This window comes from Lactobacillus sp. B4026 (assembly GCF_026535825.1).
GTDB lineage: Bacteria > Bacillota > Bacilli > Lactobacillales > Lactobacillaceae > Lactobacillus > Lactobacillus panisapium.
This window is the reverse complement of record NZ_JAFNPD010000001.1, coordinates 1-16928: the sequence shown is the minus strand read 5'-3', so window position 1 is coordinate 16928 and position 16928 is coordinate 1. Positions and strand designations below refer to the sequence as shown.

The window sequence follows — 16928 nt, the reverse complement described above, 5'->3', positions numbered from 1 at the left end:
ACAATATCAAGCAGACATTTTAAGTTATTCAATTAACTAGCAATTTAATTAAAATTGACTAAAACTAGCCAACTTTTCTTTAGTCAAATCACGGATAATTGCACAAGTTAAGTCAACTGAGGCCTTAAAGTCTTGATATGCGCTAAAGCAGTAGGCCGAATGCTCGTAACGCACTGGAATTCCGATAACAATTGTTGGCGCACCATTTTCATAGTAAATTGCCGCACCATCTTGTCCGCCACCGGTCCGAACCGAACGAGTATATGGAATATTGTTTTTATCCGCTATTTCACATGCGTATTGTTGGAATTTTGGATTAGGCAAAAATGAAGTGTCCATATCACGCAGCATTGGCCCGCGCTTTAAGCCTGTTTGAGAAAGCCATTTTGGAGTAAATGTATCATCTGCTGGACATGATTCAAGCACAATCCCTAGATCTGGCTTAATACTTCTAGCTGTTACATACGCTCCCCGTAAGCCGACTTCTTCTTGACTTGAAAGTGCGGCTACAACGTTAAAGTCAGTCTTTTCGCCGTTAAGATTAGCCAAAACATCAGCCATTGCAGCTGCACCAAACCGGTCATCAAAATCCTTACCGAAGAAAAGACCAGTTTTTTCATTGTATTCGCACTTGACGTCAACAAAAATGGGACAACCCGTATCAATTTTATAGTCATTAATTGTTTCTTCACGAGAACTAGAACCAACATCAACTGACATATCTTCTACTTCTGGTACATTGTCTCGTTCTTCTTCAGTCATGAAGTGTGGTGGCTTAGTTGCCACTACGCCAGGAACATATTCACCGTCACGGTTTCTAATCTTTACCCGTAAAGCTGGAATATTATATTTAACCCAGCCGCCAAGCGGAACAAACTTGATCATTCCGTTTGGTCTGACTGCCTGAGTTATAAAACCTACGGCATCAGAGTGGGCATCAAGCTGAATGATTGGCCGGCCAGCCTGATTTTCTTTTTTAGCAGCGTAAACGTTGAGCATCCCATCAACTTTTACATCAGCAATATCCTTTACTGTATCAGTAAAAAGCTTAACGAATTCACCTTCAAAGCCGGAAGTTGAATTAGCATCCGAAAAAGCTTTGAGCATTTTTATTTCTTGTTCTTTTTCCATCGTTGTAATTGACCTTTCGCTTATTAAACCTTATGTTTCATTGTAGCAAAAAGCAGTAATTTAAGCTATTTCTGAAATAATCCTACTGCTTTTAGCAAAATTAACAATTTTGTCCGTAATTTGGGTACAAAACTGCTAAAAAAGTTTAAAACGAGCTACTTTTTCATATTAAAAATGATATAATCGATTTTATTAGGAATTTTGAGTTTTAAGTGAAGGGTAAATAAATGCCGAAAAACGACAATATTGATAATATTATTGATCATAAATTGTTTACCGAAGATGATATTCACCAAATGTGTGTCAAATTGGGTAAGCAATTAACTGAAGATTATGCTGGTAAAAAGCCGTTAGTTATAGGTGCGTTAAAAGGAGCAATTTTCTTTTTAACTGACCTAGTGCGTGAAATGAACGTCAAAGAAGAAATTGATTTTATGGACGTTTCTAGTTACGGCGATAGTTTTGAATCTTCTGGCGAAGTAAAAATCATTTCTGACTTGGCAACAGATGTCAAAGATCGTGATGTTTTAATCGTTGAAGATATCGTTGATACCGGATTAACCTTGAAATATATGAAGGATTTGCTCCAAAAGCGTGGTGCTAAAAGCGTTAAGTGCTGCGTTTTACTGAATAAGGAAGCTAATCGAAAAGTTGACGTTGAGGTTGAATATTACGGTTCACAAGTCGGAAACGAGTTTGTTGTAGGCTATGGTCTGGATTTTATGAACTTCTACCGTAACTTGCGTTACATTGGCGTTCTCAAGCCTGAAGTCATCAAGCTAGCTAATAATAAATAATAAAAAGGAGCTATTCAAATAGCTCCTTTTTTATTTATCAGTTAGTTTTCTTCGGTTGTTGTTTTATTAGCTTTTGGTGCTAACGGTTTGACAATAAACCACCGCATAAAGCCCTGCTCAATATTTTCAAGTTTAAATTCAAAATTTTCGAGCTCAACCGTTTGATTCTTCTTTAATTCTGGATAATGTTCCATCATATAGCCACCAATAGTGATAATATCACTATTTTGGAAACTCTTAAGGTCTTTGCGGAAATATCTGGCAAAATCATATAAGGTCGTTTTACCCGAAACATGAATATTGCCCTTTTTATCTTTGATAATATAGTCATCTGAAACATCATCAATTTCATCTTTAACCGTACCAAAGAGCTCTTCGTAAATATCCTTATCAGTCACAATTCCGCTAGTTCCACCATATTCATCTACGACTAAAACAATCGGCGTGTGCTTTTTTATCATTAAATGCAAAATATCCTGAATTGGCATTGATTCCGGGACGGTGATCATTGTTCTAATGATGCGGGTTACAGGGACCTGATCATCTATTTCATTTTGTTGAACCACATCGAAAGCATAAATATAGCCTACAATATCATCTTTATTATTATCGCGGACCACAGGAATACGACTTGAGCCTTCATCAAGATACATTTTTAGTGCTTGCTTGATCGTATCTGTTGAATTAATCACGACTAGCCTAGTTCTGTCCGTCATAATATCCTTTGCGACTTTATCATTGAGTTCAAAAGCACGCTGCATGTATGTCAGGTCGTTTTTATCAAGAGACCCACCATGAACAGCCTTCCGGGATAATTTAATAATCTCAGACTGCGAATAAACCTGATTTTCCTCATCTGCTGGCTCAAAGCCCATAATTTTAAGCAAACCATTGGAACTGGTATTTAAAAGCCAGACAAAAGGATAAACCAAAGTATGAAATAATTGCAATGGCGTAACAATTCCCAGCAATATTTTGACTGGCATGTCAATTGCAATATTTTTCGGAACAATCTCCGTCACAACTACTTCTAGGTAAGTCAATAAAATTACCCCTAAAAGAGCACTAACGGAACGCACTACAGAATGATTAAGTTGAGTTAGTTTAAATAAATTTGCAAAAATCGCTGCAAACGTATCGGCAGAAAACCAACCTAAAACAACGCCAACTAAAGTTGTGCCGACTTGCGTTGTCGATAAATACTCATTCAGGTTATGCGTCATATGTAAAGCACGCTTAACCTTCCTGCTATTACCAGTATTATCTGCTAGCATATCTTCTAGCTGACTTGATCTTGTTTGGACTAATGCAAATTCGGCAGCAACAAAGAAGGCTGCAAAAACAAAAATCACTAAAGTTGCTATTAAATTAGTAATTATTTGAGCTGTATTCAAAATTTATATCACCTTTTGTAAAAATCATTTGATATATTTTAACATTAATAGCGCTTTATCTTGATAAAAATGTTTTCTTATTTAATTAATTTATAGATTTTCTTGAACGGCAATCTTGCAGGAATATACTTAGGATCATTAACTTCGGCAGACTTATCTTTATAGCCTAAACCGATTGCCATTCCGACTAATTCATCATTAGGAATTTTCGCATATTTCCTGACTAATTCTGGATATGACACCATTGAATGAGCCGGCATAACAGCAATTCCTTCATTAATCGCCAGAAGCATTATACTCTGTGAAAAAATCCCCAAATCATAAACAGACCAGGCAGGCGATGCCTTGGGAATTGTTAAGAAGACTACATCTTGGGCATTAAACATCGTATTATTTGAGTCTTCAAAAAGATCCATTTTATTATGGAAGAAATACGGTTGCGATGCTCCGACAGCAGCTAAATTTTGGCTCGGAAATGATTCCCAGTTAAGCGATAACATTTTTGCGAAATCTTCATGGGGATCAACACCAGTATCAATTTGCTTTTTTACTTCTTTTTTTAATCCAGCAAGTGCTTCTCCAGCTAAGATATAAACCTTCCAAGGTTGAGAATTCAGTAATGATGGTGATTGCTGGGCTCTTTCAATTATTTTGGCTAATAACTTTTCATTAACTTTCCTATTAGTAAATTTGCGTGTTACTCGTTCTTGATTATAGACATCATTAAATTCCATTACCATTCAAATCCTTACAAACTAAACTTGGCATAACAATAATACTTTACTTATTTATACTTTACTTTCGGCAAAATAGTATTCCGAAAACGGAATTAAGTCATGGCTGAGACAAACTAATGCATAACTTATAACATCTGTTTGACTTTTTGAAGCTTAAATCTGAATATACTATTTGCAAAAGCCAGTTATATATATACTAATAATCTTAATAAATAATCGACAATATTGCAATGCCATTAGAAAAAGACCGCCAAAGAATTTGTTCACATTTTGTTCACATTTTGTTTAATTTATTCATAGACTTTTTCTGATTTGGTTAAACAAAGCTATTCATGTATCCTAATAATTATATTACCAAAATCACCCAAGCATTACTAGTCCTATTTTAAAATGAAAAATGGCCTAATCACTTTTAGTCAACGTTAGGATAAATAAAAAACAGTTCAATTAGCGAGCTAATCAAACTGTCATTTTATACTTTATATTGGCGGCGTAATTCACGCTCCTGATCTCTTTTCTTAATCGTTTCGCGCTTATCATATTTTTTCTTACCTTGACCCACGCCAATCAATACTTTGGCAAAGCCATGTTTAAGGTAAACTTTGAGGGGAATAATGGCGATCCCCCTTTGCTCCTGCTCTTTAGCTAAACGAGCAATTTCTTTTTTATGTAATAGCAGCTGACGTTGGCGCAGGGGCTCATGGTTATAGCGGTTGCCCTGCTTGTATTCACTAATGTGAACATTTTCGAGATAAGCGGAACCATTAATAATTTGAACATAGCCATCGCGCAGATTAATTCTTCTTGCACGTACTGATTTAATTTCGGTTCCTGTAAGTGCAATTCCTGCTTCATAAGTGTCCTTAATAAAATAATCATGATGTGCTTTTTTATTCTGAGCAATTAAGTTCTCATTATTTTGTTTCTTCAATTTCCCGTCCTAATGCTTATACTTGCTAAAATGTGGGTGATTGCCATTTTTATGAAAATTATTGCGGCCATTCGTAGCTCCGCGGTGACCGTGATCGTTGCGAAATCCCCGATTTCCACGCCGACGGTTATTATTGCCACGGTTATTATGTTCCTTTTTAGGAGCATTGGGGTCATAAATTTCAAAATCTAGTTGATGCTGCTCAACGTTTGCATTAGTCAACGTCACCTTTATCGGCATCCCCACATGATATTGTTTATGGGTACCACGACCAGTAAGCGTCATGCTCTTTTCATTAAAGCTGTAGAAATCATCTGTTAAATTAGAAATATGGATTAATCCTTCAACCGTATTAGGTAACTGGATAAACATCCCAAAACTAGTTACTGAGGATACCACAGCATCAAAATGCTCACCAACTTGGTCTGCCATGTATTCAGTCATCTTCAAATCGTTGGTCTCACGCTCAGTATCAATTGAAACACGTTCTTGCGTAGAAGTCTGATCTGCCACCTCGGGTAAGGAATTAGCAAAATGATCCTGAACTTTTTTATCAGTTCCTTCCTCGCTATATGCATGGATCATGCGGTGGACCATTAAATCGGAATAACGGCGAATTGGCGAGGTAAAGTGGGTGTAAAACTTGGCAGCTAGGCCGAAGTGTCCGAGGGGTTCTTCTGAATAATGTGCCTGCTTTAAGCTTCGCAGCATCATCATTTGAACAACGGCTTCCTCAGGTGTTCCGGTTGTCTTGGCTACGACTTTTTGCAAGTCAATCGGCTTAACATGATTAGGATCAGCCGTAATATTCAAGCCAAATGCACTGCAAAATTCAAAGAAGCTCTTAATTCTTTCGCCATCTGGCGTTTCATGTACACGGTACAAGAATGGTACATGCTTTTTGTAAAAGTCTTCAGCAACGGTTTCATTAGCCATCAACATAAACGATTCAATCATCTTTTCGGCTGTACCCCGATTATGCAAGACGATATCAGTTGGCTTACCCTGATCGTTAACAATAATTTTAGCTTCTGGCTCTTCAAAGTCAATTGCTCCGCGTTGGTGGCGCTTTTGATACAAAGCATTGTGCAACTCGGCCATTTCTTTTAGCATTGGTGCTAATTTAACATATTTTTCTTCCAGCGGCTCTTCATTATTTGGATCTAGGACCTTATTGACATTGTTGTAGGTCATTCGGCCGTGTGAACGCATTACAGAGGGGTGAATCCGGTAATTTACCCGCTCACCTTCTGGCGTAATTTCCATGTCACATGAAAGAACTAAGCGGTCTACGCCCTCATTTAAAGAACAGATACCGTTTGATAATCTAAATGGCAGCATCGGAATTACCCGGTCAACCAAATAAGTACTGTTGCCCCGAGTAAACGCCTCTTTGTCAAGGGGCGAATTTTCTTTAACATAATGAGCAACATCAGCAATGTGAACACCTAGATGATAATTGCCATTAGGTAATTGCCACAATACTACAGCATCATCAAAGTCCTTTGAATCATCGCCATCAATTGTGACTGCTGGCTGCTCCCTAATGTCCTCACGATCGGCCATTTCTTCGGGCAACACATGATCCGGGATAGCATTGGATTGATCAAGTGCATCCTGAGCCCATTCTGTCTTAACATCATGAGCAGAAACAATTGCCATAATATCAACGCCCGGGAGATTTTTATTACCAATAATTTTGGTAACAACACCAACCATTGAGTCAGGATTATCCTTATCAGGATAATTGCTAATTGAAACCTTGACCATGTCACCTTTTTGCGGACGCAAGCCATTTTCACTAACATAAACCCGATAATTAGCTAACTTTTTATTAGTGCTCAACACATAGCCGACAAAATGACTAACTTTAGTTTGCTCATCAGTCAGTGGATGAAATTCTCCCACTAAGGAGCTAACTCCACGAGAGATAATCTCCTGAACCTGGCCTTCTGGTCCCTTACCGTTCCACGGATTTCCACCAGCAGTTATTTTAACGCGAACTTCATCACCATCAACTGCATATGCAGTATAATCCTTGGCGATAAAAATATCGTCGGTTTCTTCATCTTCAACTTTAACAAAACCAAAGCCCTTACTATTGGCTTTAAACATTCCCTCGACAACGATATTTTCTTGAGCCAGTTGATAGTGACCATTGCCGTCAGTGATTATCTTTTTCTCTTGTTCTAAAAAAGATAATGCTTTTACGAGATCAGAAAAATTACCAAGTCGGTCGCGTCTGAGCATGCGCTCAATTTGTTCAACCTGATATTGCTTTTTGGGATTGTGGCGAAAGATCTCTAAAACATTAGCTAAGATTTTCTCGTTTTGTGCCATGCACTTAATCTCCGTTTCCTACTTAAAAAGATAAAAAAAGTCCTCCCATCGTTTTGATCGGGAGGAACCAATACTATTTTGAAGACAAATAAGCTAATACAATAGCAAAAACGAAAAAGAGAACCAGTAAAACTGAAGTCACTTTTTCCATAAATGCTTCAAAACCACGTTTCTTCGTTTGACCACTAAATACTGCACCACCAGATAAGGCATTCAAAGCATCTTGTTGCTTTTGTGGCTGCATCATTGTTGCAACAACGATTAAAATTGAAACAATAATTAGTAGCGTCATAAATAAATTATACAATACGCTGCCTCCAATATACACATACGATTACTGATAAATTTTAGCACAAAATGTGTTTTTTTTCGAGTTTTTATTTTTCAAGTTCAGGCGCATCCGTCTTAAATTTATTTTGCGTCGATTTTTTATGATTATGATACCAAAGCGAAGTTTTGTTATGTGAAGAATACAGATTTTTCAGTGCCTTTTCCTCGTTATAGTTATAATCATGCGGATTGACCTTTTTAAACCATTTCGGATGGTAAAAGCGTAACAAGTTGCCGGCAATTACCCGATCCGATAAAGACAATTGGGTAGTGACCTTATTCGAAATCGCCACAAGTTTTGCTTTTAGCTTCTCATCAGGATCCTCAATTTCTTCACCGGTCTTAGTGTCGTAATAAGTACTTCCGACCTTAGCATATTTAGGCGTAATAAAATCACCGTTACGCTGGGCGACAATTTGTGGTGCTTTACTACTTAATAAATCATGACCGAATTGAATTGTTTTGCGATCATTAATTCCTAAAAGATTTAATAGCGTCGGTAAAACATCGATTTCTCCCCCATAAGTCTTTTTGATTCCACCCTTTAATCCGGGCATATGGAACATCAGGGGTACTCGCTGAAACTTCAGGTTATCAAAATTGGTAAATTCATCTTGGTTAAGTAGTTCTGCACTAGCCTTATGGTGATTACCGGATATCCCATAATGATCGCCATAGAGCACCAGCATGGTATTTTTATCCAATCCAGTTTTCTTCATCCAGCGCATTAATTCACCAATTGCCTGATCTAGATAGTGTGCCGTCTGAACATAGCCATCAACCGTTTCATCCCCGGTATCGGTTGGATCAATCGACTGATTTTTCTTATCTAAATCATAAGGATAGTGATTGGTAACAGTTATCAATTTTAAGTAAAATGGCTGCGGCAAGCGCTCAATATACTTAATTGATTGGTCAAAAAAGATCTTATCCTTTAAACCATAGCCGATATAATATTTAGGCTTATTTTCATAATAAGACAACGGCATAAAATAGTGATAACCAAATTGCTTATAAGCATTATTACGATTCCAAAATGAGCCGGCTCCACCGTGCATTACGGCAGTAGTATAGCCACCTTGTTGATTTAAAATCGCTGGGGCACTCTCAAAAGTATTGGAAGTCCCATAACTAGACATTGCCGAGCCAGATTGTAAACCATATAAGGAATTTTCCAGCATCATTTCCGCATCAGAAGTCTTACCTTGACCAACTTGGTTATAAAAATTAGCAAAACTTAATGTATTTTTCGACCGGTAAAGTTTATTTAAGTTGGGGGTAACTTCTTTGCCCTTCCACTTATAACCAATTAAAAACTGCTGGAAACTCTCAAGGTGAATAACCATGACGTTTTTTCCTTTAGCAACGCCGGTATATTCGGGATTAGGCTTAACATAATTGGCCTTTAAGTACTTTTTGACAGAACTTAAATCAGAGACATTGGCCTTAGCCATTTGCTCGCTAGTTTGAGCGGTTTTAAAGCTATCGTAAACAGCATATTGGTTCATTCCCAAGTACTTAACGATATAGCTGTTATCGAAAGTTCTGGTTAAAAGTCCTGAACGATCTTTTTGCGCCATCATCAGGTTAACGCCAATTAGCACAACTGCCAACCCTTCAAGTAAAAGATTGAACTTTAATTTTAATGGGCGCAAATCGTACTTAATCACTTTGCCAACCATTAAAGCAATAATTGCCAAAACATCAATGAAAGTTAAAAAATCAGTTACCCGCGTTATCCCGACAATACTTTTTCCTAAATTATCAGCCGTTGAACCAGATGTTTTAATGATTGATAAGGATAAAAAATTGGAAAATTCGCGGTAATACAAAATATTAGCAAAAAGCCATGTGCTAAGAACTAAATCAATAACAATGATAATCCAATAGGATTTACGTCCCTTAAAAAATAGGCCTATTCCCAGCAGCAACAAAGCCGTTGGCAACGGATTGATAAACAAAAGAAAATTTTGCATCGCACCGACAGCACCTAAATTAAACTTGGTCAAATAAATTACGTACGTTTTTAGCCAAAAAGTTATTAACACAATGGTAAAAAAACCTAATTTGGTTGATGTTAACCATTGCAAGAAAGACTTGGTCCGTGTCATTCTATTCTCCTCTCACTATGCTAATATCTTACCCTTAAGCTCAATTAAACATAGTGATTTTAGTAAAAATTAATCTTTTGCTGAGCTAGTAACTTTTTTCGGTTTGAAAATCCAGCCAAAAATACCTAAAATCATCCCGAAAAAGTAGGTTACAAAGCGCCACAAAAACATCCCAAAAACAAGCGCACCTTTAGAAGAAATGAAACTGGCAAAGAGCGTTTGAAAACTATATTCTGCCCCGCCTGAAGCTCCTGGAATGGGAATAATTGCCATAAACATGATAATCATAATGTTCATTTGCGTGACACTGACCCAATCAGCCGGAACGCATAAAGTTACCAGAATCATAAACGGAATTGAATAAAAGCAAAGCAGCTGCAGCACTGTTAACACGGCGCTAAGCACTAATTTCTTTTTTTCACGCTTTAGCTTCTGACTTTCGGTATAAAAAGTGTCAATCTTTGCCATCGTTGCGGTCCGCCAGCCCTCTACACGCTGGGGATTAATTATTTTAGCTAGCCAATTCATTAACCGATTAGCTGCTTTTTTAGTCCAGTTGTAGGCAAACAAAATTGCTAATAAAAAAATGATTGAGCTAACGTGAATTAAAAAACCAATTGCAATAAAAAAGGCAAGACCTGCAAATTTAGTCGCAACCATATGAAAACCAGTAATAATGGTAACAACATATGCCAAGAAAACAACAATCTGATAAATGATAAATTTCATCAACAAAAGTGAAGTAGCACGGCCGCCTTCAATTCCCATCTGTACCATTGCAGCCAGCTGAGACGGCTGACCACCAGTTGACATAGGGGTAATTGCATTAAAGAGTGCCTGAATAATTGGAATTCGTAAAAATGACCACTTTGATCGTTTAGGCTCACCAGGACGTTGTGCAAGAACGGCTAAAATGCTAGCTTCAAAAACATATGATAGCAGCATTAACAAGAAAACTAATAGCAGTGCACCAACATTGACATTATTCATTGCCTGCCGCAGTTGCGATACTGGTGTATCTTTTAAATCAACATACAAAACGCCAAGGCTGATGAGTAAAACAACCGCAATTCCCCAAAAGTGCTTTTTATTCATTAGCGGATCTGTCCTAACTCCCTGCCAAGTTCATATTGCTCGTGATAAAAATCACACCAAATTTTGGCTAAATTATCTTCTGAATATTTTTCACTAGCCATATTAGATAGATTACTGTATTTATGCAAAAGTGCCTGATCATTCGCCACTTGGCGCAACTGCGCATTCAGTTCATCAAAGTTTTTCCCTTTTAGATAGTAACCTTTGATAATGGCGTCATATAAAGCAAGATCGCGCAATAAAACCGGTGTCCCACAACTAAATGCTTCCAAAACAGACATTGGAAAAAGCTCATCAAATGATGGCAAAACAAATAGATCTGCGATGTTTAAATAATCAACTAATTGTTTCCGATCAATGATACCGGTGAATGTTAAGTTCTTTGGCGGATTGGCCACTAATTCTTTAAAGTGATCGTAGCCGTCAGTAATTTTGCCAAAAGAAAAACCACCTGCCCAAATAAACTGCATCTCTGGGTTGGCCTGTGCTAGTTTTGCAAAATCATCGACTCCCTTACGAGCCTGAACTTGCCCATCACCAAAGACTACAAATTTATCAAGAGGAATACCTAATTGATGCCGAAAGGCATTCTTTTTTTCCTGCCGTTCAGGATAGAATTCATCTTTTGCCACAAAGTTAGGAATGTACTTAACCCTTTCCCGTTTGATACCGTAATTAACCAATTTATCAATAAAAATAGGGTTAACCACAACAATTTGATCCATTCTTTGATAAAAGTCGATGACATATTTATAAAAGACCTTTTTGGCATAATTCGGCAGTTTGACCGAGCCTTCTAAAGTCTCCGGTAAAAAATGAACATAACCAATTTTACGTCCACGCGCTGGGGAAAAACTGTTAACAAAATAAGTAGGATTTATGGTGTGATAGTGGGTTAAATCGCTGGCACCATATTTATTATTCGTTACATAAAATTCATTAACTAAGTGGGTTCTTAATAAGTTGATCAGTTCGTTATAAGCAGAGCCAACACCCTGGCCCTTAACTGAATCAGCTTGTGAGAACATATTAATTCTTATCATTGCTATCCTCTTCGCGCTCTTCCTGGTAATTTTCGATTACTTCTTCATAAAACTGATGTACTTCGCTAGCAAAACGCTCAGCCGAAATTTGCTTCATTTTAGCTTTCAACTTATCTGGCGGAATTTCAGTTTGATTTTCTCTTAAATAAGATAAAATTGCGTCACGCATTTCGCTAGGCCGAGTGAAAACTTTGCCAAAGCAAGGGTTATCGAAGACATTTTCCGTATATTCGGTATCATAAACAACACACTTTGTGCCCGCAGCGAGTGCCTCAATATAGGTAAGACCTTGCGTTTCAGTATCACTTGCTGAAACAAACAAATTGGCCATCTTGTAAAATGCCCCAACATCATCGTGAGGAACATCGCCAACAAACTGAACGTTATCCTCTAAAGTCAGTCGCTCAACTTGCTCTTGCAAGATCTCGACGTCTGGGCCATCTCCCGCTATCACAAGCTGTACGTTAGGAAATTCATCGACAATTTCTGGCATAACATTTAAAATCCGATTAATTTTCTTCTCCCCAGCTATTCGGCTCAAGGTTAACAAAACGGGGACATCGGGAGCAATTCCTAGTTCATGACGCACATCATGGGTTGCGGGCTTATTCAAGCTCTTAACATCCACACCAGTCGGAATTACACGTAAAGGTATAGATACACCATAGCGCTTCAAAAGAGCCTCAACGCGCTTACTAGGGGCAATAACACCATCCATGTTCTTAAGGTAAACATTGGTAAATTGCTTAACGTGATATGGTCGCAACAAATGCCCGTTTAACACGTAATGTAAATAGTCTTCATACATCGTATGGTAAGTATGAATTGCCGGTATTTTTAATTGGTGAGCGACATATTTACCAATCATTCCCAAAGCAAACTCTGTTTGCGTATGAACAACATCCAGTTTTACTTCACGTGCTACTTTAGTTGCTTCAAAAAATCCTCTAAATGCTACTCGGCGATCTGTAAATGAAATAAATGGCACACTACTGAAGCGAAAAACGTTAGCCTCAATAGTACCTTTTTTCACGTGCGGATCCGTCGTCGTAAAAATAAATACATTATGTCCCTGCTCTTCAAGGGCGTCTTTTAAAGTCTTAATTGACGTTGCTACACCACTGATTTGTGGAAAATATGTATCGGTAAAAATACCAATATTCATTTGAATACCTCCGTATAAAGGTATTATAAAGATTCCGCTTTGCTTGTGCAATTTTTATAATAGAAAAAGCGCATAATTTTATAAACAAAAAACAGCTTCATGTATAGAAGCTGTTACCTAATAGCGGTGATCGGGGTCGAACCGATACGTCCTAAACGGACACCAGATTTTGAGTCTGGCGCGTCTGCCAATTCCGCCACACCGCCATAATTTTATGAAGTTCAATGAGTGAACCATTAAGGCGGGGATCGGATTTGAACCGACGATTAAGGTTTTGCAGACCTCTGCCTTACCACTTGGCTACACCGCCATTGAATATTTATTTAATAGATTGGGATAGCTGGATTCGAACCAGCGCATAATAGAGTCAAAGTCTAGTGCCTTACCGCTTGGCTATATCCCAATGCTAGGGCGGAATATGGGATTCGAACCCATGTATGCCGGATCCACAAACCGGTGTGTTAACCCCTTCACCAATTCCGCCATGAGGTAAACAGGGATAGTAGGAATTGAACCCACACTAGCGGTTTTGGAGACCGATGTACTACCTTTATACTATATCCCTATTATGGAGGAGGGTGGATTCGAACCGCCGAACTCAGAGAGAGCGGTTTTACAGACCGCCGCGTTTAGCCACTTCGCTACTCCTCCAGGCTGATGGCGCGGGACGGAATCGAACCGCCGACACAAGGAGCTTCAATCCTTTGCTCTACCAACTGAGCTACCGAGCCATCCTACGGTCCATATCAGATTTGAACTGATGATCTTCTCCGTGACAGGGAGACGAGATAAACCACTGCTCCAATGGACCATATTGCGGGAGGTGGATTTGAACCACCGACCTTCGGGTTATGAGCCCGACGAGCTACCATACTGCTCCATCCCGCGATGTTATAAAGGAGGATGTGGGATTTGAACCCACGCACGGCAAGACCGTCTAACGGTTTTCAAAACCGTCCCCTTAAGCCACTTGGGTAATCCTCCAAATGTAAAAATACCAATAAACGTTGGTAATGACCCGTACGGGATTTGAACCCATGTTACCGCCGTGAAAGGGCGATGTCTTAACCACTTGACCAACGGGTCATATTCTCTTCTTACGTCACAAGACGCTTAATTATAATACCGAATTTAATTTAAAATGTCAACAACTTTTTATTTTTATTAATTCGTGTATCAATTGCGATTCCTCAATCACAACGTTATTTATAATACAGGATTCCTAGTCATCTTGCAAGAGTTTTATTCAAAAAGATGAATTTTTTGTAATGATTGCATTACTTTTGCTTTTATCAGGGCGCAAAAACCTAGTACAAAAGCTTTAGAATTAGGCTTATTTCTCAATTATTGCTGGACAGCCACTTCTTCCCCAAAACCAAATTGGCGTTTGAAAATCAACTGGTCTGTACTTAGTATCTTTCAGTAAATCAAACCAGGCAGTTATAACAAGATCCTGCTTTTTTGAACTATTTTCTTCTTCAGCTGTAATCAAACCTAATTTTCTACTAGCCTTTATCACGTGACGATCAGCTGCAATAGAAATTTTAGACACGTTTTTTAATTGAAGACTTGTATAATGATCCAAAACAAATAACCAGTAATTGCAGAGCTTTTTGCCAGAAAGATAAGGAAATCCGGCTTTATTATCAATTTGCAGATACTTTCTAATTTGAACCACGTCATCATGATTTTCATGACATAAGGTTAATACACTGCCAGCGAAATTATCATTCAGTGTTTGGCATATTTGGCACCAAATAGCCGTCTGCTTGTTTTCTTGTAAAGCTAAGCGGTATTTAGTTAAAGCTGCCTGAACAGTGCCAAAATCGCTCTCAGCAACTTTTTGGGGGTTAAAGAGGAAGTTAGTCGATTCATCTAAATACGTCTTCTTTGCACTCACCCATAAAGAATATGAATTTCGCTGATAGTTAAGTGCTGTTGGCAAAGTAAAATACAATGCATTTTCTTCAGAATCTTGAGCAAGATGTGGATTGGTATCTTCAGGCAATTCTTTAGATCCGAAAACGCCATCCTCGTACATCTGTGCAATGTTTTCGATTGACTTTAGAACATTTACTTTCATCTTTTTTACCCGGTAATATACATAACAACAAAAAAAGCTTGCAAGCTTTAACACTCACAAACTTATTAATTACGGAGACTGAGAGATTTGAACTCTCGCACCGGAATAACCCGATCTACACCCTTAGCAGGGGCGCCTCTTCAGCCACTTGAGTAAGTCTCCATTAATGGGCCTAAATGGACTTGAACCATCGACCTCACGCTTATCAGGCGTGCGCTCTAACCAGCTGAGCTATAGGCCCCAAAAGCGGGTAACGAGAATCGGACTCGCGACTAAAGCTTGGAAGGCTTTCGTTTTACCACTAAACCATACCCGCAAAAACAAACTAATAAAAAATGGCGCGGGACGGAATCGAACCGCCGACACAAGGAGCTTCAATCCTTTGCTCTACCGACTGAGCTACCGAGCCATTCTACGGTCCATATCAGATTTGAACTGATGATCTTCTCCGTGACAGGGAGACGAGATAAACCACTGCTCCAATGGACCATATTGCGGGAGGTGGATTTGAACCACCGACCTTCGGGTTATGAGCCCGACGAGCTACCATACTGCTCCATCCCGCGATGTTAAAATATAAAAGTACAAAACCCATGTTTAATGGACCTTGTAGGACTCGAACCTACGACAGGACGGTTATGAGCCGTCTGCTCTAACCAACTGAGCTAAAGGTCCAAGCTCTAGCAAATAGCGGCGGGGGGGATCGAACCCTCGACCTCCCGGGTATGAACCGGACGCTCTAGCCAGCTGAGCTACACCGCCAACAAATGTAACCGTTAATTAACAAATTACAATCGGGAAGACAGGATTCGAACCTGCGACCCCCTGGTCCCAAACCAGGTGCTCTACCAAACTGAGCCACTTCCCGGGATATGCGCCCTGAAGGATTTGAACCTTCAACCTTCTGATTCGTAGTCAGACACTCTATCCAGTTGCGCTAAGGGCGCATCATTAATGCCGAGGACCGGAGTCGAACCGGTACGGTTGAAACCAACCGCGGGATTTTAAGTCCCGTGCGTCTGCCAATTCCGCCACCCCGGCATGTAATGAAAGCGGAAGACGGGATTCGAACCCGCGACCCCCACCATGGCAAGGTGATGTTCTACCACTGAACTACTTCCGCATTAATATGAAATGCCGATTATACGATTTGAACGTACGACCCCCTGTTTACAAGACAGATGCTCTACCAACTGAGCTAAATCGGCAAGATGTAAATATGGTATATATTATTATGGCGAATACGGGTGGTGGGACTTGAACCCACACGTCCGAAAACACTAGAACCTAAATCTAGCGCGTCTGCCAATTCCGCCACACCCGCAAAATGGGGCCATGAGTCGTGACGGGCTTGAACCGTCGACCCTCTGATTAAAAGTCAGATGCTCTACCGACTGAGCTAACGACTCGGTAAATGGAGGATACAGGGCTCGAACCTGTGACCTCCTGCTTGTAAGGCAGATGCTCTCCCAGCTGAGCTAATCCTCCATCAAAGCACGGCAGCTTCCTACCCTCGCAGGCAGTCTCCCACCAACTACTCTCGGCGTGAAGAAGCTTAACTGCTGTGTTCGGCATGGTTACAGGTGTTTCCTTCTTGCTATTGCCACCGTACTTTTCTTTGCTTGAGTTCTTACACTCAAAACTAAATATAATCCGCTAAAAAAACCTTACCAGATTGCTTGAGCATGTGGTCAAGTCCTCGACTGATTAGTACTAGTCCGCTCCAAGCCTCACGGCTCTTCCACTCCTAGCCTATCTACCTCTTAGTCTT

The 16928-nt window shown here is 39.3% G+C and carries 12 protein-coding genes, 27 tRNA genes and 2 rRNA genes; 1 reads left to right on the top strand and 40 read right to left on the bottom strand.

Going from position 1 to position 16928, the window contains the following annotated elements; translation table 11 throughout:
* Positions 1 to 48: 48 nt before the first annotated feature.
* Complete coding sequence (locus J3U69_RS00205) at positions 49 to 1131, bottom strand: M42 family metallopeptidase (RefSeq protein ID WP_267412653.1); 1083 nt, start codon at positions 1129 to 1131, stop codon at positions 49 to 51.
* Positions 1132 to 1358: 227 nt separating this feature from the next.
* Here J3U69_RS00205 and hpt point away from each other — a divergent pair, with 227 nt between their 5' ends.
* Positions 1359 to 1928, top strand: coding sequence for a hypoxanthine phosphoribosyltransferase (hpt, locus tag J3U69_RS00200; RefSeq protein WP_103751952.1), 570 nt, complete (start codon positions 1359 to 1361; stop codon positions 1926 to 1928).
* 41 nt (positions 1929 to 1969) lie between these two features.
* Here hpt and J3U69_RS00195 read toward each other — a convergent pair whose 3' ends face one another.
* The 39 genes from J3U69_RS00195 to J3U69_RS00005 form a co-directional block, all read right to left on the bottom strand.
* Positions 1970 to 3322, bottom strand: a complete 1353-nt coding sequence (locus J3U69_RS00195) for a hemolysin family protein (protein ID WP_103751951.1) — start codon at positions 3320 to 3322, stop codon at positions 1970 to 1972.
* 77 nt (positions 3323 to 3399) lie between these two features.
* Entirely contained in the window at positions 3400 to 4056 is a 657-nt protein-coding gene (locus J3U69_RS00190) for a nitroreductase (protein ID WP_220232819.1), read from the bottom strand.
* A gap of 475 nt (positions 4057 to 4531) precedes the next feature.
* Positions 4532 to 4990, bottom strand: coding sequence for an SsrA-binding protein SmpB (gene smpB / locus J3U69_RS00185; protein ID WP_103751950.1), 459 nt, complete (start codon positions 4988 to 4990; stop codon positions 4532 to 4534).
* A 9-nt stretch (positions 4991 to 4999) separates the two neighbouring features.
* Positions 5000 to 7330, bottom strand: a complete 2331-nt coding sequence (gene rnr / locus J3U69_RS00180; RefSeq protein ID WP_267412652.1) for a ribonuclease R — start codon at positions 7328 to 7330, stop codon at positions 5000 to 5002.
* Positions 7331 to 7403: 73 nt separating this feature from the next.
* The gene (secG, locus tag J3U69_RS00175; RefSeq protein ID WP_103751948.1) at positions 7404 to 7637 is read right to left on the bottom strand and encodes a preprotein translocase subunit SecG; all 234 of its coding nucleotides are present in this window, start codon (positions 7635 to 7637) and stop codon (positions 7404 to 7406) included.
* Positions 7638 to 7707: 70 nt separating this feature from the next.
* Positions 7708 to 9771 carry an LTA synthase family protein gene (locus tag J3U69_RS00170; protein WP_267412651.1) on the bottom strand — a complete coding sequence of 688 codons (2064 nt, stop codon included), beginning with the start codon at positions 9769 to 9771 and terminating at the stop codon, positions 7708 to 7710.
* A gap of 69 nt (positions 9772 to 9840) precedes the next feature.
* Entirely contained in the window at positions 9841 to 10866 is a 1026-nt protein-coding gene (locus J3U69_RS00165) for a lysylphosphatidylglycerol synthase transmembrane domain-containing protein (protein ID WP_267412650.1), read from the bottom strand.
* The gene (locus tag J3U69_RS00160; protein ID WP_267412649.1) at positions 10866 to 11909 is read right to left on the bottom strand and encodes a glycosyltransferase family 4 protein; all 1044 of its coding nucleotides are present in this window, start codon (positions 11907 to 11909) and stop codon (positions 10866 to 10868) included. The genes J3U69_RS00165 and J3U69_RS00160 overlap by 1 nt, the downstream gene beginning before the upstream one ends.
* Positions 11896 to 13074: a glycosyltransferase family 4 protein gene (locus J3U69_RS00155; RefSeq protein WP_220232815.1), complete on the bottom strand. Its 1179-nt coding sequence runs from the start codon at positions 13072 to 13074 to the stop codon at positions 11896 to 11898. The genes J3U69_RS00160 and J3U69_RS00155 overlap by 14 nt, the downstream gene beginning before the upstream one ends.
* A gap of 121 nt (positions 13075 to 13195) precedes the next feature.
* Positions 13196 to 13280 (bottom strand) — tRNA-Leu (locus J3U69_RS00150).
* Between the two features lie 33 nt (positions 13281 to 13313).
* A tRNA-Cys gene (locus J3U69_RS00145) sits at positions 13314 to 13384 on the bottom strand.
* A gap of 21 nt (positions 13385 to 13405) precedes the next feature.
* A tRNA-Gln gene (locus J3U69_RS00140) sits at positions 13406 to 13477 on the bottom strand.
* Positions 13478 to 13484: 7 nt separating this feature from the next.
* Positions 13485 to 13557 (bottom strand) — tRNA-His (locus J3U69_RS00135).
* Between the two features lie 11 nt (positions 13558 to 13568).
* Positions 13569 to 13639, bottom strand: a tRNA-Trp gene (locus J3U69_RS00130).
* 4 nt (positions 13640 to 13643) lie between these two features.
* Positions 13644 to 13725 (bottom strand) — tRNA-Tyr (locus J3U69_RS00125).
* A 7-nt stretch (positions 13726 to 13732) separates the two neighbouring features.
* A tRNA-Phe gene (locus J3U69_RS00120) sits at positions 13733 to 13805 on the bottom strand.
* A gap of 6 nt (positions 13806 to 13811) precedes the next feature.
* A tRNA-Asp gene (locus tag J3U69_RS00115) sits at positions 13812 to 13885 on the bottom strand.
* Positions 13886 to 13888: 3 nt separating this feature from the next.
* Positions 13889 to 13962, bottom strand: a tRNA-Met gene (locus J3U69_RS00110).
* 9 nt (positions 13963 to 13971) lie between these two features.
* A tRNA-Ser gene (locus tag J3U69_RS00105) sits at positions 13972 to 14058 on the bottom strand.
* A gap of 30 nt (positions 14059 to 14088) precedes the next feature.
* A tRNA-Glu gene (locus J3U69_RS00100) sits at positions 14089 to 14160 on the bottom strand.
* Between the two features lie 247 nt (positions 14161 to 14407).
* Positions 14408 to 15157, bottom strand: a complete 750-nt coding sequence (locus J3U69_RS00095) for a hypothetical protein (protein WP_267412648.1) — start codon at positions 15155 to 15157, stop codon at positions 14408 to 14410.
* A gap of 72 nt (positions 15158 to 15229) precedes the next feature.
* Positions 15230 to 15319 (bottom strand) — tRNA-Ser (locus J3U69_RS00090).
* Between the two features lie 5 nt (positions 15320 to 15324).
* A tRNA-Ile gene (locus J3U69_RS00085) sits at positions 15325 to 15398 on the bottom strand.
* Between the two features lie 4 nt (positions 15399 to 15402).
* Positions 15403 to 15473 (bottom strand) — tRNA-Gly (locus J3U69_RS00080).
* Between the two features lie 20 nt (positions 15474 to 15493).
* A tRNA-Phe gene (locus J3U69_RS00075) sits at positions 15494 to 15566 on the bottom strand.
* Positions 15567 to 15572: 6 nt separating this feature from the next.
* Positions 15573 to 15646: transfer RNA gene (locus J3U69_RS00070), tRNA-Asp, on the bottom strand.
* 3 nt (positions 15647 to 15649) lie between these two features.
* Positions 15650 to 15723, bottom strand: a tRNA-Met gene (locus J3U69_RS00065).
* A gap of 35 nt (positions 15724 to 15758) precedes the next feature.
* Positions 15759 to 15832: transfer RNA gene (locus J3U69_RS00060), tRNA-Ile, on the bottom strand.
* 13 nt (positions 15833 to 15845) lie between these two features.
* Positions 15846 to 15919: transfer RNA gene (locus J3U69_RS00055), tRNA-Met, on the bottom strand.
* Positions 15920 to 15951: 32 nt separating this feature from the next.
* Positions 15952 to 16025: transfer RNA gene (locus J3U69_RS00050), tRNA-Pro, on the bottom strand.
* A gap of 5 nt (positions 16026 to 16030) precedes the next feature.
* Positions 16031 to 16104 (bottom strand) — tRNA-Arg (locus J3U69_RS00045).
* Between the two features lie 8 nt (positions 16105 to 16112).
* Positions 16113 to 16198, bottom strand: a tRNA-Leu gene (locus tag J3U69_RS00040).
* Positions 16199 to 16208: 10 nt separating this feature from the next.
* Positions 16209 to 16280 (bottom strand) — tRNA-Gly (locus J3U69_RS00035).
* Positions 16281 to 16292: 12 nt separating this feature from the next.
* Positions 16293 to 16365: transfer RNA gene (locus tag J3U69_RS00030), tRNA-Thr, on the bottom strand.
* A 34-nt stretch (positions 16366 to 16399) separates the two neighbouring features.
* Positions 16400 to 16481: transfer RNA gene (locus J3U69_RS00025), tRNA-Leu, on the bottom strand.
* Between the two features lie 12 nt (positions 16482 to 16493).
* A tRNA-Lys gene (locus J3U69_RS00020) sits at positions 16494 to 16566 on the bottom strand.
* A 6-nt stretch (positions 16567 to 16572) separates the two neighbouring features.
* Positions 16573 to 16645: transfer RNA gene (locus J3U69_RS00015), tRNA-Val, on the bottom strand.
* A 6-nt stretch (positions 16646 to 16651) separates the two neighbouring features.
* Positions 16652 to 16768, bottom strand: a 5S ribosomal RNA gene (rrf, locus tag J3U69_RS00010).
* A 76-nt stretch (positions 16769 to 16844) separates the two neighbouring features.
* Positions 16845 to 16928: ribosomal RNA gene (locus J3U69_RS00005) — 23S ribosomal RNA — on the bottom strand; the annotation flags it as partial.